Origin of the sequence: Gallaecimonas kandeliae, assembly GCF_030450055.1 — a bacterium.
GTDB classification, from domain to species: Bacteria; Pseudomonadota; Gammaproteobacteria; order Enterobacterales; family Gallaecimonadaceae; genus Gallaecimonas; species Gallaecimonas kandeliae.
Map to the genome: position 1 here is coordinate 2,235,006 of NZ_CP118480.1, position 23,160 is coordinate 2,258,165.

At 62.4% G+C, this 23,160-nt stretch carries 22 protein-coding genes and 4 tRNA genes; 12 read left to right on the plus strand and 14 right to left on the minus strand.

The window, feature by feature from the left end:
* Position 1: 1 nt before the first annotated feature.
* From PVT67_RS11015 to dnaQ, 11 genes are all read right to left on the minus strand, one after another.
* On the minus strand, positions 2 to 451 hold the full coding sequence (locus tag PVT67_RS11015; RefSeq protein ID WP_301493671.1) for a hydrogenase maturation protease: 450 nt from the start codon (positions 449 to 451) through the stop codon (positions 2 to 4).
* Complete coding sequence (locus tag PVT67_RS11020) at positions 448 to 2,145, minus strand: adenosylcobalamin-dependent ribonucleoside-diphosphate reductase (RefSeq protein WP_301493672.1); 1,698 nt, start codon at positions 2,143 to 2,145, stop codon at positions 448 to 450. Before PVT67_RS11020 ends, PVT67_RS11015 begins: the two co-directional genes overlap by 4 nt.
* Complete coding sequence (locus PVT67_RS11025) at positions 2,146 to 2,808, minus strand: dienelactone hydrolase family protein (RefSeq protein WP_301493674.1); 663 nt, start codon at positions 2,806 to 2,808, stop codon at positions 2,146 to 2,148.
* Between the two features lie 46 nt (positions 2,809 to 2,854).
* Entirely contained in the window at positions 2,855 to 3,499 is a 645-nt protein-coding gene (locus tag PVT67_RS11030; protein ID WP_301493676.1) for a c-type cytochrome, read from the minus strand.
* Between the two features lie 20 nt (positions 3,500 to 3,519).
* A complete protein-coding gene (locus tag PVT67_RS11035) occupies positions 3,520 to 4,944 on the minus strand; it encodes a cytochrome C (RefSeq protein ID WP_301493678.1) in 1,425 nt (474 codons plus the stop codon).
* Positions 4,945 to 5,370: 426 nt separating this feature from the next.
* Positions 5,371 to 5,447 (minus strand) — tRNA-Asp (locus PVT67_RS11040).
* 184 nt (positions 5,448 to 5,631) lie between these two features.
* Positions 5,632 to 5,708 (minus strand) — tRNA-Asp (locus PVT67_RS11045).
* Positions 5,709 to 5,837: 129 nt separating this feature from the next.
* Positions 5,838 to 5,914, minus strand: a tRNA-Asp gene (locus tag PVT67_RS11050).
* Positions 5,915 to 6,073: 159 nt separating this feature from the next.
* Positions 6,074 to 6,150, minus strand: a tRNA-Asp gene (locus tag PVT67_RS11055).
* 83 nt (positions 6,151 to 6,233) lie between these two features.
* Positions 6,234 to 7,436, minus strand: coding sequence for a hypothetical protein (locus PVT67_RS11060; protein ID WP_301493679.1), 1,203 nt, complete (start codon positions 7,434 to 7,436; stop codon positions 6,234 to 6,236).
* Positions 7,424 to 8,161, minus strand: coding sequence for a DNA polymerase III subunit epsilon (gene dnaQ, locus PVT67_RS11065; RefSeq protein ID WP_301493680.1), 738 nt, complete (start codon positions 8,159 to 8,161; stop codon positions 7,424 to 7,426). The genes PVT67_RS11060 and dnaQ overlap by 13 nt, the downstream gene beginning before the upstream one ends.
* A gap of 77 nt (positions 8,162 to 8,238) precedes the next feature.
* Here dnaQ and rnhA point away from each other — a divergent pair, with 77 nt between their 5' ends.
* Together rnhA and PVT67_RS11075 are read left to right on the plus strand one after the other, a co-directional pair.
* Positions 8,239 to 8,703, plus strand: a complete 465-nt coding sequence (rnhA, locus tag PVT67_RS11070; protein ID WP_301493681.1) for a ribonuclease HI — start codon at positions 8,239 to 8,241, stop codon at positions 8,701 to 8,703.
* A gap of 1 nt (position 8,704) precedes the next feature.
* On the plus strand, positions 8,705 to 9,469 hold the full coding sequence (locus PVT67_RS11075) for an HAD-IIA family hydrolase (RefSeq protein ID WP_301493682.1): 765 nt from the start codon (positions 8,705 to 8,707) through the stop codon (positions 9,467 to 9,469).
* A 12-nt stretch (positions 9,470 to 9,481) separates the two neighbouring features.
* Here PVT67_RS11075 and PVT67_RS11080 read toward each other — a convergent pair whose 3' ends face one another.
* The gene (locus tag PVT67_RS11080) at positions 9,482 to 10,222 is read right to left on the minus strand and encodes a class I SAM-dependent methyltransferase (protein WP_301493684.1); all 741 of its coding nucleotides are present in this window, start codon (positions 10,220 to 10,222) and stop codon (positions 9,482 to 9,484) included.
* A gap of 50 nt (positions 10,223 to 10,272) precedes the next feature.
* Between PVT67_RS11080 and gloB the strand changes: the two genes are divergently transcribed.
* The 3 genes from gloB (at position 10,273) to PVT67_RS11095 (ending at position 14,289) form a co-directional block, all read left to right on the plus strand.
* A complete protein-coding gene (gene gloB, locus PVT67_RS11085; protein ID WP_301493686.1) occupies positions 10,273 to 11,058 on the plus strand; it encodes a hydroxyacylglutathione hydrolase in 786 nt (261 codons plus the stop codon).
* A 29-nt stretch (positions 11,059 to 11,087) separates the two neighbouring features.
* Positions 11,088 to 12,671, plus strand: a complete 1,584-nt coding sequence (locus PVT67_RS11090) for a lytic transglycosylase (RefSeq protein ID WP_301493687.1) — start codon at positions 11,088 to 11,090, stop codon at positions 12,669 to 12,671.
* Between the two features lie 121 nt (positions 12,672 to 12,792).
* Positions 12,793 to 14,289, plus strand: coding sequence for a S10 family peptidase (locus tag PVT67_RS11095; RefSeq protein WP_301493689.1), 1,497 nt, complete (start codon positions 12,793 to 12,795; stop codon positions 14,287 to 14,289).
* A 50-nt stretch (positions 14,290 to 14,339) separates the two neighbouring features.
* On the opposite strand, the gene PVT67_RS11100 is transcribed toward PVT67_RS11095, so the two are convergent.
* Entirely contained in the window at positions 14,340 to 14,957 is a 618-nt protein-coding gene (locus tag PVT67_RS11100) for a lysoplasmalogenase (protein ID WP_301493691.1), read from the minus strand.
* A gap of 67 nt (positions 14,958 to 15,024) precedes the next feature.
* Between PVT67_RS11100 and PVT67_RS11105 the strand changes: the two genes are divergently transcribed.
* Positions 15,025 to 15,603: an LON peptidase substrate-binding domain-containing protein gene (locus PVT67_RS11105; RefSeq protein WP_301493692.1), complete on the plus strand. Its 579-nt coding sequence runs from the start codon at positions 15,025 to 15,027 to the stop codon at positions 15,601 to 15,603.
* Here the strand turns inward: PVT67_RS11105 and PVT67_RS11110 are convergent.
* Positions 15,579 to 16,607, minus strand: a complete 1,029-nt coding sequence (locus tag PVT67_RS11110; protein ID WP_301493693.1) for an AI-2E family transporter — start codon at positions 16,605 to 16,607, stop codon at positions 15,579 to 15,581. The genes PVT67_RS11105 and PVT67_RS11110 overlap by 25 nt on opposite strands.
* 105 nt (positions 16,608 to 16,712) lie before the next feature.
* On the opposite strand from PVT67_RS11110, the gene PVT67_RS11115 reads away from it, so the two are divergent.
* From PVT67_RS11115 to arsB, 6 genes are all read left to right on the plus strand, one after another.
* Entirely contained in the window at positions 16,713 to 17,609 is an 897-nt protein-coding gene (locus tag PVT67_RS11115) for a TIGR01777 family oxidoreductase (protein ID WP_301493694.1), read from the plus strand.
* 99 nt (positions 17,610 to 17,708) lie between these two features.
* On the plus strand, positions 17,709 to 18,626 hold the full coding sequence (locus PVT67_RS11120; RefSeq protein ID WP_301493695.1) for a hypothetical protein: 918 nt from the start codon (positions 17,709 to 17,711) through the stop codon (positions 18,624 to 18,626).
* 1,262 nt (positions 18,627 to 19,888) lie between these two features.
* A complete protein-coding gene (locus PVT67_RS11125; protein ID WP_301493696.1) occupies positions 19,889 to 20,431 on the plus strand; it encodes a hypothetical protein in 543 nt (180 codons plus the stop codon).
* 22 nt (positions 20,432 to 20,453) lie between these two features.
* Entirely contained in the window at positions 20,454 to 20,768 is a 315-nt protein-coding gene (locus PVT67_RS11130) for a hypothetical protein (RefSeq protein ID WP_301493697.1), read from the plus strand.
* Positions 20,769 to 21,342: 574 nt separating this feature from the next.
* Positions 21,343 to 21,642 carry a CPBP family intramembrane glutamic endopeptidase gene (locus PVT67_RS11135; RefSeq protein WP_301493698.1) on the plus strand — a complete coding sequence of 100 codons (300 nt, stop codon included), beginning with the start codon at positions 21,343 to 21,345 and terminating at the stop codon, positions 21,640 to 21,642.
* A 163-nt stretch (positions 21,643 to 21,805) separates the two neighbouring features.
* A complete protein-coding gene (gene arsB, locus PVT67_RS11140) occupies positions 21,806 to 22,891 on the plus strand; it encodes an ACR3 family arsenite efflux transporter (RefSeq protein WP_301493699.1) in 1,086 nt (361 codons plus the stop codon).
* The last annotated feature ends 269 nt before the right edge of the window (positions 22,892 to 23,160 follow it).

Below are 23,160 nucleotides of genomic sequence, written 5' to 3' on the forward strand. Positions count from 1 at the left end.
CCTAGAAGCCCGTTAGGTAGTGATAAAGGTAATGGCAAAGCCCCGGCAGCGCGGCCGCCACTTCGGGGCTCAGACCAGGGCTATAGGGCTTGAAGCGCTTGCCCATCACCACCACCAGATCCACCTGGGGCGGCGCCTGCTGCAAGGCCAGCAGCGCCAGCAGCTCGGCGGCGCCACCACCGTGGTCCAGGCAGCCGGCGTCCCCCAAGGCCCAGGGCCGCAAGCGCCGGTAGTGGCGCACAGTCCCAGGCTTGCCCCCCCGGCCCACATCCAGCAGCACCAGCCGTTGGCAGCCCTTGAGCCTTGGCAACAAGGTGACGCCGCCGGTGCCGCCGTCCAGCAGTTGGGTGTCTTCCGGCCAGGGGTAGGCGGCCAGTTGGGCCAGGGCCTCCTGGCCGAAGCCGTCATCTCCATGGAGGGGATTGCCAATGCCGAGGATACAGAGACTCATGGCGCCTCCAGCTGACAGCAGGGCTCGCTGTCGGTGCTGAGTACGGCGCTGGTAACGGCATTGGGCCTGAAGCAGGTGCAGCCCTTGAGGCCAAGACGGTAGGCGTCCTGGTAGAGGGCGGCAAAATCGGCAAAGGGGTAGTCGGCGGGGATGTTCACCGTCTTGGAAATGCTGTTGTCCACGAAGGGCTGCAGGGCCGCCACCATGGCCAGGTGCGCCCTGGGGCTGAGTTGGCGGGCGGTGACGAAGTGCCCGGGCAGGGCCTTGGCGCCGCCCTGGCGCCAAAGGGCGTGGGCCCAGTCCTCCACCTCGAAGCAGATGCCGCCCCCTGGCGTTAGCACCTGCCGCCGGTGGTGGAAGTCGAAGACCGGCTCTATGCCGCTGGAGAGGTTGCCGGCCAGCAGGCTGATGCTGCCGGTCGGAGCCATGGCCAGGAGATGGCTGTTGCGAATGCCCTGCTTCGCTATGCCCGCTTTCAGGGCCTCTGGCAGCCTGGCCACGAAGGGGCTGGCGAGATAGGGCCCGGCTTCGAAGAGGGGGAAAGGCCCCTTCTCGGCGGCAAGGTCGATGGAGGCCTGGTAGGCGGCATCGCGAATACGCCGCAGCAGGGCCGCCGCCCAGTCCCTCGCCGCCTCGCTGTCATAGCGCAGCCCCAGCATCAGCAGGACGTCGCCAAGGCCGGTGACACCGAGGCCGATGCGCCGCGAGGCCTTGGCCTGCGCCTCCTGGGCCGGCAAGGGGTAGTGGGAGAGGTCAATGACGTCGTCCAGCATCCGCACCGCCAGGGCCACCGCCTTTTCCAAGGCCGGCCAGTCCAGGTGGGCCTGGGGGCCGAAGGGGGTCTGGATAAAGGCGGTGAGGTTGAGCGAACCCAGATCGCAGGCGCCATAGGGCGGCAAAGGGATCTCGCCGCAGGGGTTGGTGGCCGAGATGGCCTCGCAGTAGCGGAGGTTGTCCTCGCTGTTGATGCGGTCGATGAAAAGCACCCCGGGCTCGGCGCTGTCATAGCAGGCCTGCATCAAGCGTTGCCAGAGTTCGCGGGCAGGCAGCCTGACCAGCTCCTCACCTTGGGCCGGAAAGCGCAGCGGCCAGTCGGCGCCCTCTGCCAAGGCGGCCATGAAGGCGTCTGTGACCTGCACCGAGAGGTTGAAGTGGCGCAGGGCTGCCGGATCGCGCTTGGCGTCGATGAAGGCCAGGATGTCGGGATGGTCGCAGCGCAGTGTGGCCATCATGGCGCCGCGGCGGCTGCCGGTGGACTGCAAGGTGGCGCACATGGCGTCCCACACCTTCATGAAGGAGATGGGTCCAGAGGCGACGGTGCCACAGGCGCCGCCGGCGCTGCCCGCCGGCCTCAGGGTGGAAAAATCCAGGCCTATGCCACCGCCCTGTTGCAGCGTCAGGGCCCCTTCCTTGAGGTGCTCGAAGATGGCCGCCATCTCGTCCTCGATGAGTCCCATCACGAAGCAGTTGCAGAGGGTGACACGCCTGGCCGTGCCGGCGCCTGCCAAGATGCGGCCACCGGGCAGGAAGTGAAAGCCGGCCAGGATCTCATAAAAACGTTCGGCCCAGCCTGGCTGATCATGGGGCTCGATCGAGGCAAGGGCCCTGGCGACCCGCCACCAACTGTCCTCTATGCCCTTTTCTCCTGGCTGGCGGTATTTGCTTTCCCAGACGAAGCGGGCCAGTTCCTGCATTCAGGCCTCGGCCAGCAGGTGGCGCTCAAACCAGGCGGCAGCCAGCGCCATCACTTGCTCCAAGGCGCCGGGCTCCTCGAAGAGGTGCGTGGCCCCCTCGACCACCTCCAGCTGGCAGGGGCCTGGGATCCTGGCCATGGCCTGGCGGTTGAGGGCCAGCACCTCCCTGTCCTCGCCGCCGACGATGAAGAGGCTGGGCGTTTGGACCTCGGCCAGGGCCTGGCCTGCCAGGTCGACCCTGCCTCCCCGGGACACCAGGGCGGCAACCCGCTTTGGCCGCTCGGCGGCGGCGATAAGGGCAGCGGCAGCGCCGGTGCTGGCGCCGAAGAGGCCGAGGCTAAGGGAGGCCGTCTGGGGGGTGGCCGCCAGCTGATCCAGGGTGCCCACCAGGCGGCGGGCCAGCAGCGGTATGTCGAAGCGAAACCCCCGGGTCAGCTCATCCACCCTGTGCTCTTCCTGGGTCAGGAGATCGAACAGCAGGGTGCCGAGGCCGGCCTGGTTCAGAAATTGCGCCACCTGGCGGTTGCGGGGGCTGAAGCGGCTGCTGCCACTGCCATGGGCAAAGACCACCAGGGCCCGGCTGGCCGGCACCAGCGTCAGGTTTCCCTCCAGGCGGGCTTCCCCTACCTGGAGGGTCAAAGGGCGATAAGCAAACTCCATCATGGCGATACCTCCGGCCGTCTCACCCTTTAGCCTAGTCAGGCGGCGCTCAGCCCGCTGACAGCCCCTGGATATAGGCGGCCAGGGCCTGCATCTGGTGGTCGCTGAGCTTGTGGGTCACCATCTTCATGGCCACCCCGTCGGGGCGCTGCTCGGTACCCTGGAAGATCAGCAGCTGTTTGCGCAGGTAGTCGCCATGTTGGCCGGCGATCCTGGGGATGACCCCGTTGCCCTGGCCGCTACTGCCGTGGCAGCTGTTGCAGGCAGGTACCTGCTCTTCGGGTACCCCTTTTTCGAAAATGGTCTTGCCCTCGGCGGCCAGGGCCGGATCGGCACCAGCGTCCGCGGCCCCTGGCGTCTGGGCGGCGTAATAGCTGGCGAGGCCTGCGATCTGCTCATCGGTGAGGGTCTTGCTGAGGCCCCACATGTACTGTTCACCGGCAGGATCGCTGCGGTTCTTGCCGCGAAACGCCTTGAGCTGGCCCTCCAGGTAAGGGGCCTGCTGGCCGGCCAGTTTTGGAAAGCCCGGGTTGGTGGAACGGCCGCCCTGCCCATGGCAGAGGGCGCAAGCCTGCTGCGCCATGGCCTGGGCCGGGACGGCCGGATCATCGAGGTTACGGGAGCGCTCTGTGTTTGAGCAGGCGCCGGCTACCAGGCCAAGGGCCAGGGTCACAGCCATCTTGAGAGGCTTCATGTTTTTTCTCCTCGCGCTGCTCAGTAAGCCGCCCAGGCATAGAAGAACAGGGTGTTGTTGTCACTGGCATTACGGCCAAAACCGTCGTAGTTGTGGCTGGCGCCGTTGTACTTGTTGTAGGCCGTGTACTGCAGGCCAAGGCGCAAGTACTGGATCGGCGTCCAGAACAGTTCGCCGGTAAAGCCCCGGGTTTCGGGGTCACCGCTCAGGTTACCCTCGACCCGGCTGGAGCTGATGCCGGTACCCAAGGGATCGTCCGAGGTGATCTGGCCGTTGCTGTCATAACCCGATGACTGGTTGAGGCTGTTGGTGGAGCCGGTCAGGGAGAAATAGGACAGGCTGGCCCCGTACTTGGCCTGGTAGATATAGGAGGCCTTGAGGCGCAGCACGTTGGTGGTATCGGTTCCGTCCACCGGCGCCACCGGGGTCAGGCCGTCGGCCTGGAAGTAGGGAGAGCCGTCGGCCAGGCTGTTTTGCGAGTAGTGCTGCACCTGGTGCATGTAGGAAAGCTGCACTGTCACGGCATGGGGGAACAGCAGGTACTGGTACTGGCTGTCGACGCCGGTATTGTTGGTGCGCCCCAGGTTGTTGTGATCGCTACGCTCGGCGCCGGGGTCAAAGATATGGGCGACCATGCCCGATGCCCCCACTTCCAGGCTGTTGGCCCCCCAGTCACGGGAATAGGCCAGGCGCCAGTAGGGGTTGTTGTTGCCGTCCAGGTAGGTCCTGTCTTCCCCTGTGATACCGGCCCTGAAGGGCGAGAAGATGCGGTCGGCCGAACGGTAGAAGCCCAGCTCGGCGTAGAGGCTCTGGTTCCAGAACAGGTAGGCGGTGAGGCCGGCGATGTTGCCGTCCGAGCCGAAGCCGGGATAAGGGGCTTCGCCGTCAACGAAGCGGTAGGCACTGGGGGAAGGCACGGGCACGTACTGCATCCAGGCCGCTACCGCATTCCAAGGATCGGAGATGGAGGGGTTGTTGTTGAGGCTTATCCCCCAGATCAGATCCTGGTCCCCCATGATCAAATGGTCGGCGTAGCGGATGTCCACGTTGTCGGTGGTAGTGGTGCCCTGGAAACTGCCGTCATCGGCCTGGTTGCCGTAGTTGTCGTAGGTGAACTGGCTGAACAGGCCCAGGTTGTCGGTGACCTTGCCGGCCAGGAAGACGCTGCCGGTGGCGAAGATAAGCTTGCTCCGCTTCTGGAAGTCATCGCCGGGGTCGTCGCTCTTGCTGGTGTTGTTGACACTGACCGAGCTGGCCACTGCCATCACCGACAACGGCAGGGCGCGGCGGCCCAGGGTATAGCCGGTCATCTTGAAGAGGCGGCCGTAGGGGGTGAGCTCGGGAAACTGACCCCCGGCATGGCAGGCCTGACAGTTTTGCCCCGTCTGCCTGGCATAGGCCGGCACCGCCTGGGCCAGGCAGGGGGCCAATGCCAAGATCAGCAAGCAGAGTATCCTGGATGAAAGAGAGCCTATGGTGGTCATTGCCTTTCCCTTTGTCGTTGTGATTCAGCCCAAGCAGCGCTGCGACAACCAAAGCGCCCTATCCTGGGCAGACAAAAAACATGTTAAGAGTAGGTCAAAAAATCCCCAGCGGCTTGATCCAGAACAAGAAAGCCGGGAACCACAGAGCAGAAGGCGGGACTCAAGACGCGCAGCGAGGCAAGCAACAGGCTTGTTCCCCACCGAAGACAGGCAATAAAAAAGCCCGACCTGATGGTCGGGCTTAGGAGCTGTTGACAGAGTAGCCGGGACTCAAGGCGGCCAGCCAGGTGGGGGCGCCTAGCCCCGCGCCCCAGCAAGCCAACGGCTTGCCCCCGCCGGAGACAGGCAATAAAAAAGCCCGACCTGATGGTCGGGCTTAGGGGTTGTTGGCGGAGTGGACGGGACTCGAACCCGCGACCCCCGGCGTGACAGGCCGGTATTCTAACCAACTGAACTACCACTCCGCGCTATTCTTGTTCGTCCGGCTCAAGGCCGAACCTTATTCTTCACGCTCAGCGCCTTGGCGCTGTAAATCAAATTAGTGGCGGAGTGGACGGGACTCAACGTGGCCGGCTAGGCCCGCGACCCCGGAAAGCCTTGGCTTTCCTCCGCTTCGATACCGCACTGGGCCGTATCGCGTCTTGCAGCTGGCGGAGTGGACGGGACTCGAACCCGCGACCCCCGGCGTGACAGGCCGGTATTCTAACCAACTGAACTACCACTCCGCACTTATTCTTTTTACCGACCGGCGTGCAACCTGGCGGTACATTGTCACTGGCAGGTCGATGGGACTTTGAAGCCCCGGAAAGCCTTGGCTTTCCCCTGCAACGCTGCTGTCTCAGCGTTTAAATTCGTGGCGGAGTGGACGGGACTCGAACCCGCGACCCCCGGCGTGACAGGCCGGTATTCTAACCAACTGAACTACCACTCCGCACTTGTTCTTTTTTACCGACCGGCGTGCGACCCATCGATACATTGTAAGTTGGCGGAGTGGACGGGACTCAACGCGGCCGGCTAGGCCCGCGACCCCGGAAAGCCTTGGCTTTCCTCCGCGACGACACCGCCCTTAGGCCGCATCGTATCTATAAGTTGGCGGAGTGGACGGGACTCGAACCCGCGACCCCCGGCGTGACAGGCCGGTATTCTAACCAACTGAACTACCACTCCGCACAGCACCTTGCTTGGGAGGCTGTCTCCCCGGTGCGGCGCAAATACTACGGTTGGGGCCGAGCCTGCGTCAACCTCTTTTCTTAAATTTTTTCGTCGATATCGTCCGGGCGGCTTAGATCGAGCAAAAAGCCATCATTTTCCGATGCTTGCTGCTGAATTTCCGGCCTCTCGGGCGACTTTTCAACCACATCAACCTGGCGGCTAGGCGCCCTCATTCGCCACCAAAACATGGCAAAAACCACGGGCAGCAGGCCTAACAGCCACCACCACGAGAAAATGGCCTTCTTGGGCTGCTCAGGGGCAGGTGCCCGGACCACGGGAGGAGGAGGCGTGGCCACCAGGATCTGGTCTGCCAGCTTGACGGTGCGCGCCTGGCCGTCACTGTCTTCGAAGTTCAGGATGCCGGTCACGCTGATGTTGTGCCCCAGGGTCTGAGGATAGCGCAGCTCCCCTACCTTGCCGGTGAGCCGCACTATGCGTTTGGCGTTTTGCCTGTTGCCAAGATGCAGCTCCAGCACGGCCCGCACCGAATCGGCCGGGATGCTGTCGTCGGTCAAGGTCAGGCGGTAGAGGTGGGGCGCCAGAGGGTCGTCCAGGGTCGGCACCTCCACCTTGATCGGCAGGCGTTTGAGCTCCACGTCCTGGCCGAAGCTCATCTTGTCAAAGCCCGCCCTGTCCTCGACGCGCCAGTGGTAATGGCCGGCCAGCACCGGCAGGGCGAAGGTGGTGCAATAGCCCTTGCCTTGCGGCGCCAGGGCCGTCTTGGGCGTGCTGTTGAAACCGAAGTTGTCGTCTTCGCCCAGGTGGGCGCTGGTCAGGAAGGTGCTCACCTGCACCAAGCCGTGCAGTTCGTCCTGGGTGAGGGCACCGCTGGGCTCGGCCAGGGACTGGCAGAGCTGGACCTGCTCCCCCACGTAGCGGGGGCTGGGCCAACGGGGCTCGGCAAAATGGACACCGGCAAAGTCCTTGTGGTCCTGCACTTCCCCCAGGGCCTGCCAGGGGCCCGGCTTGGGATCGGGGATGCGGATGATGTCGAGATGATCGGTGCTGTACCACTGCACCTCTTTGGGGTGGCGCTCGGCGTAGAACTTGTTGCCTTGGGGCCCCACCAGTATCACGGCATCGGTATCCGGTTCGCGGCGGAACACCTGCTGGAAAGGCCCCTGATCGATATGGAAGAGGTTACGCAGGAAGGTGGGCTCCTCCGGCGGCGCAGGCGGCGCCTCGGCCGCCCAGAGCAGGCCTGGCAGCAGGGCCAGTGCCAGCAGCCTTATTCGCGCCACAGGCACTTGCCCCCTTTCTTCATCACCAGGTCCAGGCGCCCTTCGTGGGCCGCCAGCTCGGCTTCGCTGGCCCGCAACACCTTGAGGGCGCCGGCCTCCAAGGCCAGGCGGCGGATGCCGTCACCACCGGCGTCGGCCCCGTCACCACTGCCTGCCGCCACCAGGTTGAGCTTGGTCTGGCCGCCGGTCATGGCCAGGTAGACGTCGGCCAGGATCTCGGCATCCAGCAAGGCCCCGTGCAGGGTGCGGCTGGAGTTGTCGATGAAGTAACGGTCGCAGAGCACGTCCAGGTTGTTGCGCTTGCCCGGGAACAGCTTGCGGGCCATCACCAGGGTGTCGGTGACGGAGCAGAACTCCTGGGTGGGCTGCTGCTGCGGGTTCCACATCCGGAACTCGTGGTCCATGAAGCCGATATCGAAGGGCGCGTTGTGGATCACCAGCTCGGCGCCGCGGATGAACTCGATGAACTCCTGGGCCACCTCGGCAAAGCGGGGTTTGTCACGCAGGAACTCGTCGGTGATGCCGTGGACTTCGATGGCTTCCGGGTCCACCGGCCGGTCCGGCTGGAGGTAGACGTGGAAGTGGCGGCCGGTCAGGCGGCGGTTGATCACCTCGACGCAACCGATCTCGATGATGCGGTGTCCCTGCCAGTGGGGACCCACGTCCTGGTTCATACCCGTAGTTTCGGTATCCAGTACCACCTGGCGGTGAATATGCTCGCTCATGTTGTCCTTGGGTTTGCTGATGGGCGCCTGGCAGGGCACACTTGGCTCATTAGCCGCATCTTACCAACGAAAGACCCGTGCAAAAACAGATCACCCTCTATACCGACGGCTCCTGCCTCGGCAACCCCGGCCCTGGCGGCTATGGGGTCCTATTGCGTTATCGGCAGCATGAGAAATGCTTGAGCCAAGGCTACCGCCTGACCACCAACAACCGCATGGAGCTGCTGGCCGCCATCGTCGGCCTGGAGGTGCTCAAGGAGCCCTGCACCATCGACATCTGGACCGACAGCCAGTACGTGCGCCAGGGCATCACCCAGTGGATGGCCGGCTGGAAGAAGAACGGCTGGCGCACCGCCGCCCGCCAACCGGTGAAAAACCAGGATCTCTGGCAGCGCCTCGACAAGGCCCAGGCCCCGCACCAAATCAGCTGGCACTGGGTCAAGGGCCACTCTGGCCACCCGGAGAACGAAAAGGTGGACCAGTTGGCCCGGGCCGCCGCCGAGTCCAATACTTTACTGGAAGACAGCGGCTTCGAGGGCTGAGATGGTCAAGGGCATCCTCTGCGACTTGGACGGTGTGGTCTACCTGCAGGAAAGGCCGCTGCCTGGCGCCTTGGATGCCATCCAGGCCCTCGGCGAACTGCCGCTGGCCTTCCTCACCAACACCACCAGCCGCAGCCCGCAAGGCCTGGCCGAGCTGCTTGGCCGCCTGGGCCTCATCGTGGCGCCAGAGCAGGTGCTGACCCCCATCAGCCTGGCGACCCTGGAGCTTCACAAGCGCGGCATCAGCCGCATCTGGCCCCTGGTGGAGCCAGAGGCCCTGGCCGCCTTTGCAGGTTTTGAACTCAGCGACGCTCGCCCCCAAGCCCTGGTGCTGGGGGACATTGGCGCGCGCTGGGACTACGAGCTGCTGAACCGCCTCTTCAACCTGCTGAAAAGCCAGCCGGAGCTGCCCATCATCAGCCTGGGGCTCAGCACTTTCTACCAGGGCCCGGCCGGCCTCAAGCTGGACGTGGGCCCCTTCAGCAAGCTGCTCTCAGGCGCTACCGGCGCCGAGCTGGTGGTCTGCGGCAAGCCCGATCCCAGGGCCTTCGTGCTGGGGGCCGAGTTGCTGGGGCTGGCGCCTTCGGAGGTGGCCATGGTGGGGGACGATATCCACAGCGACGTGGCGGCGGCGCAACAGGCGGGGCTCAAGGGGCTGCTGGTCAAAACCGGCAAGTTCCGCCCAGAGCAGCTGGGCGGCGAGGTGGTGCCGGACGCCGTGCTCGACAACCTGGCCGCCCTGCCCGCCTGGCTGCAGCGCCACTAGCAGGGCCCTTCCTCAGCCCTTGGCGCCAGAAGAACCTTGCCTTGCCACCCTTCCGGTCACAGGGCCGGCGATGGGGGATACCACCCGCACCTTGCGCCTGTTCAGGGCCGGGCTGGCAATCGCCGGCAGGCTGCGCTTGCGGGCCACCAGCACATAGACGGCGCCGAGGAAGTGGGCGTAGTTCTCGCCCATGGCTTCCAGCCACTGGGGGCTCTTGGACAAGGAGGGGCCGAACAGCAGCCGCTCGTCGCTCAAGATCTCAAAGCCCAGCAGCGCCAGCCAGTCCTTGATGCGCAGCGGGTGGTAGAAGCGGCCGTCGAAGGGTGGCGTCTTCTTCCAGAAGCCGCAAAGGTTCAGCAGGGAGAGGGGGTTGAAGCCGGTCAGCACCAGGTGGCCGCCGTCCACCAGCACCCTTTGCGCTTCGCGCATCAGCTGGTGGGGATCGCTGCTGTATTCGAGGTTGTGGGACAGCACCAGCACGTCGACGCTGCGCTCCTGCAGCGGCAGCTCGGGGCCGGCATACAGTACCTGCCCTGCCCCGCCCAGTTGCCAATGGCGCTGCACCCGGGCCGCCGAGGTGTCGAAGGCGCCGGCCAGGGGCCCCAGCTTGACCAGGTAATAGCCGTAGAAACGCGGCCACCAGAGGCTGAGCCGGCAGGCTTCCTGTTCGAGCAACCAGTCGCCGTCCTTGAGACTTTGCCAGGACTGGGGCATGGTGCCGCTGTGATCTCGGGTAACGGGTTTGAACAGCATCTTCGCTAGCATCCGCTGGGACTGATGACACAATGCCTGGGGAGGAGCCAATGAACAAGACAAGCGCCAGTGGGGATCCGGTTTTTGCCATCCCTGCCTTTAAGGATAACTACATCTGGGCCATCCGCACCGGGCCGGCCGGCCTGGCGGTGGTGGACCCGGGCGACGCCGCCGCCGTGCAGGCGGTGCTGGATGCCAAGGGCTGGACCCTCGACGCCATCCTCATCACCCACCACCACTGGGACCACACCGGCGGTATCAAAGCGCTGGTGGCCCGCCACGCCGTACCCGTCTATGGGCCGGCCAATGAGGCCATCGAGGGCATCACTGTGCCCCTCGCAGAAGGTGATCAGGTTCAACTTCAAGGGCTTGGCCCTTTGCAGGTACTGGCCGTTCCCGGGCATACTCTGGACCACATCGCCTATTTCGGTCAGGGAATGCTTTTTTGTGGCGATACCCTGTTCAGCGGTGGTTGCGGGCGCCTGTTCGAAGGTGATGCCGCCACCCTGTACGGCTCGCTGCAGAAACTGGCAGCGCTGCCGGACCAGACCAGGGTTTATTGCACCCATGAATACACCCAGGCCAACCTGGGGTTTGCCTTGAAGGTCGAACCGGCCAACCAGGCATTGAAAGCGTACGCGGAGGACGTCGCCGAACTGCGCCGACAAGGCCAGCCGACACTGCCCTCCACCCTGGCGAAAGAAAAGGCCATCAATCCTTTCTTGCGCGTTGAACAGACCGCCATCAAGACAGCGGCCGAGGCCTTTGCCCAGGCCCCCTGCCAGACGGCAGTCTCGGTTTTTGCGGCCCTGAGACGTTACAAGGACGTGAGCTGAGTACCGCCCCAACACCAAAAATGACATTGATGAAAAAAACCTTATTAGCCTTGTTGCTGCCGGCCGTACTGGCCGGCTGCCAGATGACCAAAGGTGCCCAGGAAGAAGAGGCCGTGCCCGTTTCCCTGGCCACTGACACCCAGGAAGACACCGGAGTGGCCGCCGCCGGCACAGACACCTTACCCGCCGAGCCCGAAAGCTCGGACGTGGACGTGCTGGCCGACGGCGACCAGGAAAGCCAGGCCCAGGTGGCCCCTTTCGACGACCTCTGGGACCAGATCAGCAACGACTTCAGCCTGAGTTACAACGCCCAGGAGCCGCGCATCCTCACCGAGAAGCGCTGGTTCGAGAAGCACCCCAAATACCTGGAGCGCGTCTCCCAGCGGGCCGAGCCCTTCCTCTACCTCATCACCAAAGAGCTGAAGGACGCCGGGGTACCGGCTGAGCTGGCGCTGCTGCCCATAGTGGAGAGCGCCTTCGACCCCTTCGCCTATTCCCGCGGCCGCGCCGCCGGCATGTGGCAGTTCATCAGCGGCACCGGCGACCGTTTCGGCCTGGAGCAGGATTACTGGTATGACGGCCGCCGCGACGTGCTGGCCTCCACCAAGGCCGCCGCCGCCTACCTCAAGTACCTCAACCAGATGTTCGACGGCGACTGGCTGAACGCCCTGGCCGCCTACAATTCCGGCGAAGGCCGGGTGCTCAAGGCCATAGCCCACAACAAGAAGAAGGGTAAAGCCACCGACTTCTGGGCCCTGGACCTGCCCCGCGAGACCCGCTCCTATGTGCCGCGCCTGCTGGCCCTGGTGGAGATCCTCAAGAGCGAGGAAGGCCGCAGCCACTTCAAGGCCGTGGCCAACGAGCAGCGCCTGGCCGAAGTGAAGGTCAAGAAGCAGCTGGACCTGTCCGTGGCCGCCGATCTGGCCGGCATCAGCGTCAAGAAACTGCATGCGTTGAACCCCGGTTTCAACCGCTGGGCCACCAGCCCGGACGCCACCCAGACGCTGTTGCTGCCCGTCGCCAAGGCCGACCAGTTCGAGACCCAGTTGGCCGCCCTGCCCGCCAAGGATCGCCTGCGCTGGGCCCGCCACAAGGTGCGCAGCGGCGACAGCCTGCTCAAGATCGCCCACGAGTACGAGACCGACGTCGCTTCCCTGCGCAAGGCCAACAACATCAAGGGCAACATGATCCGGGTCGGCCAGGAGATGATGATCCCCCTGTCCAGCCAGGCCCTGGCCGACGGCAGGCCCAGCCAGGCCGTGGCCAACCGCCGCGCCACCATCACCCACAAGGTGCAAAGCGGCGAGAGCCTCTGGACCATAGCCCACAAGTACAACGTCTCCACCGCCGATCTGGCCAAGTGGAACGGCATGAAGAAGACCGACACCCTGTCGCTGAACCGCAAGCTGACCGTCTGGCTGACCAGCGCCCAGCCGTCCGGTGTCAGCCGCAACGTCAGCTACAAGGTGCGCCGCGGCGACTCCCTGTCCCTCATCGCCAGCAAGTTCAAGGTGTCCGTTGCCGACCTGCGCAAATGGAACCAGTTGGACGACAACGGCTACCTGCAGCCGGGCCAGGTGCTCAAACTGCTGGTGGACGTGACCCGCAGCTGATTGAACCCCAAGCAAAAAGGCCCGCAATCGCGGGCCTTTTACTTTTTGTCGGATCGCCTCTTTGCAGGGCGGCCAAGGACGTCAATACTGGCCTAAATTCACAACCACAAGAGATTTGCCTGTGAGAACGTTGCTACTGAGCCTGGCCCTGGTGCTGACCCCGGCCCTGGCCCAAGCCGCCGACAAGGAAAAAGCCCCGGCCCCCGCGCCCCAGGTCAAGGAAGAGAAGGTCGTCACCGAACACAGCGTCCGCATCAAGGGCAGCAAGCTGAGCTACCACGCCACCACCGGCACCCTGGTGCTCAAGAACGAGGACGGCAAGCCCCGCGCCAGCTTCTTCTATGTGGCCTACACCAAGGACGACGTGGACAACCCCGCCAAGAGGCCCGTGACCTTCGCCTTCAACGGCGGCCCCGGCTCCTCTTCCGTCTGGCTGCACCTGGGCACCTTCGGCCCGCGCCGGGTGCAGTTCCCCGACGCCCAGCAGCCCGCCAACGCCCCCTTCGATCTGGTGGATAACGACGACAGCATCCTCGACACCACCGACTTGGTATTCATCGATCCGGTCGGCACCGGCTTCTCCAAGGCCCAGGGCGACGCCAAGGGCAAGGATTTCTGGGGCGTCAAGGCCGACAAGGTGGCCATGGCCGACTTCATCCGCCTCTGGCTGACCAAGGCCGAGCGCTGGAACTCCCCCAAATTCCTGGCCGGTGAGTCCTACGGCACCACCCGCAGTGCCGCAGTAGTGGACGAACTGGAAGGCCGCGGCGTCTACATGAACGGCGTGATCCTGGTGTCCAGCGTGCTGGATTTCAGCACCGTCGGCTTCAACCCCGGCAACGATCTGCCCTTTGTCACCTACCTGCCGTCCTACGCCGCCACGGCCTGGTACCACGACAGGCTGCCCAACAAGCCCAAGGATCTGCCCGCCTTCTTGAAGGAAGTGCGTGAATTTGCCGGCACCGACTACGCCGCCGCCCTCTTCAAGGGCGACAAGCTGGGCGCCGAGGAAAAGGCCCGCATCGCCGACAAGCTGCACCAGTACACCGGCCTGTCCACCGACTACCTGGAGCGCACCAACCTGCGCATCGACATCATGCGCTTCACCAAGGAGCTGATGCGTGACCAGCGCCGCACCGTGGGCCGCCTCGACAGCCGCTTCGAAGGCATAGACCACGACGCCGCCGGCGAGACCTTCGAGCACGACCCCAGCTACACCGCCATCATGGGCCCCTATACCGCCGCCTTTAACGACTACGTGCGCCGCGAACTCAACTTCAAGGACGACGACGAGTACCAGATCCTGTCCGGCAAGGTGAACATGTCCTGGGATTGGGGCCAAGGCGGCTGGCAGGGCTACACCAACGTCGCCGAAGATCTGCGCCATGCCCTCTCCACCAACACCCACCTCAAGGTGATGGTGGCCAACGGCTACTACGATCTGGCCACCCCCTTCTTCGCCACCGAGTACACCTTCGACCACATGGGCCTGGAACCCGAGATAGCCAAGCATGTCAGCTTCAGCTACTACCCGGCCGGCCACATGATGTACGTAAACCCCGAATCCCGCGCCAAGCTCAACCAGAGGGTGCGCGACTTCATCAAAAGCGCCTACTGAGCAACCAGCAAAAAGCCCGGCAAAAGCCGGGCTTTTTTTTTGCGCCGTCCTCAGGCCAGGGACAGCACCAGCAGGTACTGGGCTGAAAAATAGGTGGCCATCACCAGCAGCTGGGCCCCCTTGAAAGGCCGGCGGAAGCGATCCAAGGCCAGCAGGCTGTCCGACAGCATGAACACCAGGGCCCCCGCCGCCGCCAGCGCCGTACCGACATTGGGTTCCCCCAGGTAGCGCTCCCCGGCCAGCCAGGCCATCGCCACTATGGCCGCCATGTAGCCGACGACGGGCCCCTTGAGGACGCCGAGGCCGGGCCAGAGCAACCAGGCCACGGGAGCGGCCGCGAGCACCAGCAAGGCCAGCCAGGGCCAGTGCGGGGCGCCGAGGCCCGGCCAGAAGGCCGCCACATAGCAAAGGTGAGCCAGCAAAAAGGCAGAGAGCCCGGCGATGAAGCGCTCCTTGGGCAGCATCAGGAAGATGTCCCCCACAGTCGACAGCGCCAGCCCTGCCAGCAGCCAGCGCCCGTAGGGGCTGCCCAGGGCACCCAGCTGCCAGGCCAGGGCCAGCAGCGCCAGCATGGCGCCGGGCTTGGTCAGGTAGAAAAGCCAGCCCCTTTGCCTATCACAGGCCCAGAGATGAGCCAGGCCCAACACCGTAAAAATCACTTTCAGCATCCCTACTCCTGATCTGCTTTTACATACTTGGGGGTATAAAGGTTGTCCCCGTTAACGAGAAAAACGAATGGAAGTGGCTCAGTTTGTCCTCGACACCCAGCTCCTGCCCGGCGGCCGCATGCCGCTCAGGGTCTTCGAGCCGCGTTACCTGCGCATGGTGGCCGACGCCATGGCCGGGCGCCGCCCCTTCGGGATCTGCATGCCCGATCCCAAGGCCGAGCCCGACACCCCGGCCCGGCTCTGCCCCCTGGGCACCCTGGTCGAAGTGGTGGATTTTTCCTCCTTGAAGGACGGGCGCCTCGGCATCATCGTCGAAGGGCGCCAGCGCTACCATATCCTCTCCAGCGAGCAGGAGGAAGACAAGCTGCATGTGGCCCAGGTGGAGCTGCTGCCCAACTGGCCGGCCGCCCCCCTGCCCACAGGGGCCGAGCCGCTGCGCGACCTCCTGAGCCAGGTGTTTGGCGAACACCCCGAGCTGGCCGAGCTCTACCCGGCGCCGCGTTTCGACGACGCCGCCTGGCTCAGCGCCCGCTGGCTCGAACTGCTGCCCCTGTCAGGGCCCGAGCGCCAGGGCCTTATCGGCGGCCAGGACTGCCAGCAGGCCCTGCGCTTCCTCTGCGATCAGCTGCGGGCCTCCTCCTCCTGAGGCAGGGCGCCCCCCAGCAGCACCGCCAGGTGCGCGCTCTTCGGGCTCGATTCCAAGGCGATCTTGATGATCATGGTCAAGGGCACCGACAGCAGCATGCCGACGGTACCCAGCAGCCAACCCCAGAACACCAAAGACAGGAACACCACCAGGGTCGAGAGCCCCAGGCCCCGGCCCATCAGCCGCGGCTCCACCAGATTGCCCATCAATGTGTTGACCAGCAAAAAGCCCAGGGCCGCCAGGCCGGCATGGCCCAGGCCCAGCTGCACCAGGGCCAGCAGTACCGCCGGTATGGCGGCGATGATGGAGCCGATGTTGGGGATGTAGTTGAGCAGGAAGGCGAAGACCCCCCATAGCAGCGGGAAGTCCACCCCCAGGGCCCAGAGCCAGGCCCAGATCAGCAGGCCGGTAGCCAGGCTTACCAGGGTCTTGATGCCAAGGTAATGGTTCACTGAGGCGAAGAAACGGTCTATGGCCTTGTAGACATGGACGGCGCCGCCCGTGGCCTGGTGCAGCTTGCGGGGCAGCTCCTCGGCCTCGAACAGCATGAACACCACCGTCAGCAGGATCAGGAAGAAGTTGGTCAGCAGGCCGCCGAGGCTGCTCAGGGTGTTGGCGGCCAGGTTCATGGCGGCGCCGGGGTCGAGTATGGTCTGCAGCTGGTGACGGTCGAGGTTGATGTTGTGGCTGGCCAGGGTCTCTGTCACCCAGCTGAACTGGGTCAGCAAGCGCTCACGGTAGCCGGGAATATTGGCGGAGAACTGGGTCAGGGAGCTGCCCACCAGGCCGGTCAGCATCAGCCCCACCAGCACGATGAGGGCGATGATCAGCACCACCGCCAGGGCCCGCGGCACCTTGTAGCGGGCCAGCCAGTTCACCAGGGGGTTGCAGCTGATGGCGATGAAAGCCGACAGCAAAAAAGGCACCAGCAGCGCCAGCGACAGCTTGATGCCGGCCAGTATCACCACCAGGGCGGCCAGCCCCAGCATCCAGGAACGGGTCATATCAGATCCTTCTCTTCAAGGCCGCCGGCCCCAAGGCTGCCGGCAGGGTGAGTTTCCCGGTTTTTTCCTTAATACTCAAGGACAGGCCCAGGCTTGGAGGAAGGGATGAGCAAGCCAAAACTTTTTATGACCGGCGGCACCGGCTTCATCGGCCAGGGGCTCTGCCAGGCCCTGGAAGGCCGCTTCGCGATCACAGTCCTGACCCGTGACAAGGACAAGGCCAGGAAGCGCCTCGGCCCTGACATCAGCCTTTGCGACCGGGTGCCGGACTTAGGCGGCTTCGACGCCGTGGTCAACCTGGCCGGTGAGCCCATCGCCGACAAACGCTGGACACCCCGCCAGAAGCAGCGGATGCAGGACAGCCGCTGGCGCCTGACCGAAGAGCTGGTGGCGGCCATGGCCCAGGCCAAGGCACCGCCACGGGTCTTCATCAGCGGCTCCGCTGTCGGCTACTACGGCCCCCAGCCGCCAGAGGTGGTGGTCTCAGAGGCCTTCACCGGCGTCACCGAGGACTTCGGCCACGCCCTCTGCGCCGGCTGGGAGGCCAGGGCCCGGCAGGCCCAGGGCTTCACCCGGGTCTGCCTGCTGCGCACCGGCATGGTGCTGGGCCGCTCCGGCGGGGCCCTCAAGAAGATGCTGCCCGCCTTCCGCCTGGGCCTCGGCGGCCCCGTAGGCAAGGGGGAGCAGATCCTGAGCTGGATAGCCCATGCCGACATGGTGCGGGCCATCGTCTTCCTGCTTGACCGCGACGATCTCTCTGGCCCCTTCGACTGCACGGCCCCCAGCCCCGTTTCCAGCCGGGACTTCGCCAAGGCCCTGGGCCGAGCCCTGCACAGGCCCGCCCTGCTGCCCCTGCCCGCCTTTGTGCCCAAGCTCTTGCTGGGGGAAGGGGCCACCCTGCTGCTGGACGGCCAGAAGGTCATTCCCAAGCGGCTGCTGGAGGCAGGATTCGAGTTCCTCTACCCAGAGCTGGACAGGGCGCTGGAGGCGATACTGGCCTGAGCAATGCTGGACATTTTTTGTACTCAAGCCCCGGACAAGCCCTGGCCGCCCGCCCTTCCTTTTGGCTCAATGAGGAAAACCCCAAGGGAGGCGGCTCTCATGACCCTGTTCAATGGCCTCAGCACGGCACAATACAACCTCTTCCGATCAGGCGAACTGCGCCAGGCTCCAGGCGGCGGCCTCATGGGCTTGCTGCGCCTCTACAAGCCGGCCCTGGCCCTGGGTTTTCAGGAAAAAACATGGTGGCTCTTCGTGCTGCTGCAATGGGCCGCCCTGCTGCTGGGCGTGCTGCTGTGGCTGCCGGCCCTGCAGCTGATGCCCACCGACAGCTGGTACAGACTCCAGGGCAACGGCGGTGGCCAGGCCCTGGCATTGTGCTGGACTTTCGTCTGCATCTGGCTGGCGGCCCTGCCCCTGTCCCTGGCCGGGGCCGGCATGAGTGCGGTGCTGCTGCTGCGTCGCACCCAGGGGCAGGCCAGCGCCTCGGCCTGCTGGCGCCTGGTGCTGCCCAGGGCCCTGCAACTCTGGGCCCTGCACTGGCTGGATGTCTGGCTCTGCGTCAAGCTGGCCGCAAGCCGCCTGCTGGCGGCCCTCGGCAGCGCCAAGGCAGCACAGGCCAGGGAACAGCAACTGGCCTGGAAGCTGGCCCTCTGCGGCCTGCCCCCTGCCCTGCTGAACGGCACGCCCCTGGTCAGGGCCGGCCGGGAGGCCGTCTTCTTCGCCAGTCGCCACACAGAGCAGCTGGCCAGGCTCAGGGCCGGCTACCGCAGCCTGAGCCGGTGGCTGGGCGTCCTCGTCTTCGTCGCCGTGCTGGTGCTCTTCCACAAACAAGGGCTGTCGCCTGCCGCAAACGGCAAGCCTTACGACGCCGTCCTGGGCGTCCTCTTCTGGGCCGGCCTGCCGTTGCTGGCGGCCGTGGCCTTCAACCTGCTGCTGCTCAAGCCTGTCTATGTGCTGGGTGTCTCTGACCTCTATTACCGTCATCTGGAGGAGCTTGGCGAAGAGACGGCTGAGTAGAGTCTTTGCCTGGGTGGCCCCTTGCTGCTTCCTTAAGCTCTCTTGTTAAGAGGGGGTTATTGTGGTTTGCTTTCAGGGAATTAGGGATGTCTGCGGCGGCTATCAAGGAGGATCGGCAGGGCGGTAGCGTGGGATTTTGATGTGCCAGGGTAGCTTGCCGTAACAAACAGGTCCCGAGTTGGAAGCCGTCCATGGCGGTTCATTCCGGCTCGCCCTTCCAGAGGCGAGCGCGAAGCTGCATGAAAGCAGCGCTTTCATTTCTAGCTTGGCCCCGGCGGCGCGGCTTTTGTTCGCGGGGGGCGCCCCGCAGCGCCATACTTTTGGGGTCAAAAGTAGGCAAAAACCGGCCCCACGCTGCGCTTCTCCTTCGCCTCTGGTCGCTTGCCGCTGACCGCTGCATACGCGGGTCCAACCACGTATTACGCTCGCTCGGCGTCCTGCCTCACGTCAGCTCACGCTCCCGGCGGCTCAGCGCTGCGCTTAACGGGGCAAAAGCGCCATCACCATTGGCTTAAGTTTCTGGCCTGAGGTCCCGCAGCTCCGTTCGTGCTTCTGCACAACACAAGGAAGAAACAAGAGCCCAGTACAGCTAACCGAGCTGGCAGGTGAGACCCCGGAGCCCCTTTTAAGTGAAGCGCCTTGCCGCCGGGAGTGAAAGGCCAGCCGAGACAGGACGGCAGGGGGCCGCCCAAGTGCAGGCGAATACGTGCCGGGAGCGCGTATGAGCCGGTGGCCTCCGAGCGACCAGAGGTAAGGACATCGCGTAACGCCAGGGGCGGTGCCTTTGGATGGGCAGCCCCGCTGACTTTGTGCGAAAACAAAGTATCCCGCCCGCCGGGGCGGGACCCGGCAAGCAATAAGCCATGCCGCAGGCATATCATCCGCCCTTTTGGCTAAGTCAAGACGGTTTGAAACGGCTGGCCGTTGGGCAGAGGCCAGCTCCCTTCAGTTTTTTGGATGGGCATACAGTATGAACGGCATTGGACGCAGACAGATGCGCACCATCCTCCCCGAGCAATGCGCGTTTTACACCTCCAACCAGTAGTAAGTGGTTGATGGAGCGGGTTTTATCGTGATCCGATGAGTAGATAGTCGAGCCAGGGCTGGAATGATAACGCGCATGCTCGTTTTCATTCTTGGACATATTATGGCAGTAGAGAAATGTAATGGGAGATCAGTACCTTGCTTAAAGTTTATGGCGCTGATCTAATGAGACAAAGCGAGCATGCGCACTATTACGCTGTTATGACTAAAATTAAACTATGAGAACTCTTCAAGAATTATTAATCGAATACTGGTATGACCAATTGGATCTTGAATCAATCAAGAAATGGGCATATTCGTATATTTCTGAAAATGACGATATTCCTGAAGAACTATTTGAACTGCTGGATGCGGACAAATATCAATTTGAAAGTTTACTTTTGAAATTGTCAATGACAATAGAGAAAGATTTCTCTAGCCAATCAGTAGGAGCGGAGATATTGGCGGCTAAACATCTAATTAAAGTGGCTGCAAATTACCTCGAAGGCAAATTAACTCCAGTGGATGTCTGTAGAGTTGTTGGAAAAATCGATAGTGGATTTTTGGGTGCCCCAAGAGGGTTACCAAAAAATGTTGCCTATTATCCCAATTGGTTGGGTAACCTATATGATAGTTGTGATTGGTGCGACGAAACATGGACAAGTGACAGTGCTCCGCACCTAAAATCAGACTTAGAAGCTCAATTGGTAGTTGTAGAACAGTGGATCGAAAGTCATAACAATTCAAGCAAGAAGGACGCGGTAAACCGCGCCTCTTCTTGAGGCGTTATGTTTTAGAGAGAGTATGGACGCACATAAAGATCAATCAATAAGGAAGAAATACTCTTCCGCATTAATGTCGAACCAAAAGTGGAACAAACTGTTTTTGGTCATGGCCGAGCACGGGAGGGATTTCTCAGGTATCGAGTATCATTTCACCGATACCCAGAATGTATTCTATGGTCATGCCCCTTGTGAGCAGCAAGTGTGGGAAACAGCTATTGACGACCCTGTAGAGGGTATTGGCGGTCCTGTTGAGTACAAGCATATTGAATATATTTTTATACCAAGAGTATTTTCTTATAGATCCTATAATAATGCTCCTCTGAAAAATCGATAAATGAATATAGGCCGCTTTTTAGTGGAGCTCAATAAAATAGGTAGCTTTCCCATAGAAGAAACTGATTCAGGTATATTGGTTCATGGCTATAAAACATAACAATCTGGTCAAGTTCACTCCGCCCCATCGGGGCTGCGCGGGACAAATTAAGCTGCGCTCAATTTGCCCCTTACCAGGGCGTTAGACCTCACATCATCACATGGACACGCTGTTAGCCGTCGGCTTGCTGCTATCTCTGTTTGGCGCGCCATTGTTGCTGCTTTTCGCGCGTACATTGAAAGCGGATCCAATGGCTTTCCCAACCCGGATTTGCTTATGGCTCGTAGCGGGAGCTGCCTTCGCGATTGCTTCTACAGCTGGGGAAAACTGGCCCCATCTGCTCGGCTTGTCCAGCTTGTCATGGCTCGTATTCGGAAGTGGCATTGCCACTGCCCTTGCCGTCTTGGCCGGATGGCCTTTCTGTCAACTACTTCAGCGGCAAACGACCAGAACGAACACAACTGATTCCGTGCCCCTACGAGCTCTACTCAGCCGCTCACTTCGGTCAAAAGTGTTCGTTATATGCACTGCAGCCGTGACCGAAGAAGCTTTGTACCGAGGCTATGCCATTGGGGTTGGTGGCGTGCTTCTACACAGCACACATGCAGCGGTAGTGCTCTCGCTGATCTCGTTTACGGTCGCGCACTTTCGCTGGGGCGCCGCGCACATGCTTTCCGTCGTTTGGGCAGGTGCCTTGTTATCCGCCCTATTCGTTCTCACAGAAAACATTCTCGCTTGCATGGTCGCCCATTTGTTGATCGATGCAGTCGGTGTGCTTCTGGCGCATGCGCTATTTCGCCACAATGCAGCTCGGCTTCTGCCAAGAAGCGAATGATGTCTAACCATTCCTTCAAGCGGACGCCTAACGGCGCCGCTTAAGTCAAACGTTAAGATTCGTGATAGGGAAATCTCGCTGTTTACCTTCGCCCTCCCTGCCGCAGGCGCCATATAGAAATTGATAGTATCCTTGCATCAGCAATCCCAGCATAGAGGCACTTATGAGTGAGCGAAAGAAACTACCCTTTTTAGATCGCTTTCTGACGCTCTGGATATTTCTTGCCATGTTCATAGGGGTGATGGGGGGCTATCTCTTTCCTGGCGTGAAGGACGTCATCAACGCCTTTCAGGTCGGGACTACGAACATCCCTATCGCTGTCGGCCTTATCCTGATGATGTATCCGCCGTTGGCGAAGGTCCGTTATGAGAAGCTGCATGAAGTGTTCGGTGAATACAGGGTGTTGGCGCTTTCCCTTGTCCAGAACTGGCTTATAGGCCCCTTCCTCATGTTTGGCCTGGCCGTCGCTTTCCTGTCCGAGCACCATGAATACATGGTCGGCTTGATCCTTATCGGTTTGGCGCGATGCATTGCCATGGTTATCGTCTGGAACGATCTCGCCGCCGGTGACCGGGAGTATTGCGCCGGACTCGTCGCTTTCAATTCGATCTTCCAGGTGCTGTTCTTCTCGGTCTACGCCTGGTTCTTTATCACCAAGCTGCCCGGCTGGCTTGGTTTGGAGGGGGCTATAGTCGATATCTCCATGGGGCAAATCGCCCAGTCGGTCTTTATCTACCTTGGGATCCCGTTCCTGGCAGGAATGCTGACCCGGTTTATCGGCCTCAAGACCAAGGGTGAAGAGTGGTATCAGAAGAAGCTGCTCCCCAAGATCAGCCCCCTGACCTTGGCCTTTCTTTTGTTCACCATCCTGATCATGTTTTCCCTCAAAGGGGAGTACATAGTCCAGCTGCCTTTCGATGTGATCCGCATCGCCATACCGCTGTCGATCTACTTCCTCGTGATGTTCCTGGCATCCTTTTATATGTCCAGGAAGGTGGGTGCAACCTATGAGCAGGCAACCACGCTTTCTTTCACGGCGGCGTCGAACAACTTTGAATTGGCCATTGCCGTCGCCATCGCCGTCTTCGGCATCGACTCGGGGGAAGCCTTTGCGGCCGTTATCGGGCCCCTTGTCGAAGTGCCAGTCCTCATCAGCCTGGTGAACCTGGCATTTTGGTTCAAGAGAAAATATTTCCCCTATGTCGTCAAGACGGCAACAGGCACATGCCACCTCAGCTCCAAACCCTGATTTGGTGCCAACAGGACAGCCACTTTGAGCCTGGTTAGCAACAATGCTCTTCCGGCAATGGAACAAACCGAAAGCACCTTCCATTGCCCCTGGTCCTGACGCCAGGAAAAACGCGTTATCCAGGGCTTGCTTTCATCGCGGCCTTCTCAGAGGATGCCTCACTTGAACAGAAAAGGACTTCTCGCCATGAAACTTCCTCTTTACCTGCTGTTGGCTCCCTTGCTGGGTACCTGCGCCACCATTTGACACCAAACACGGCGCTAAGGAAG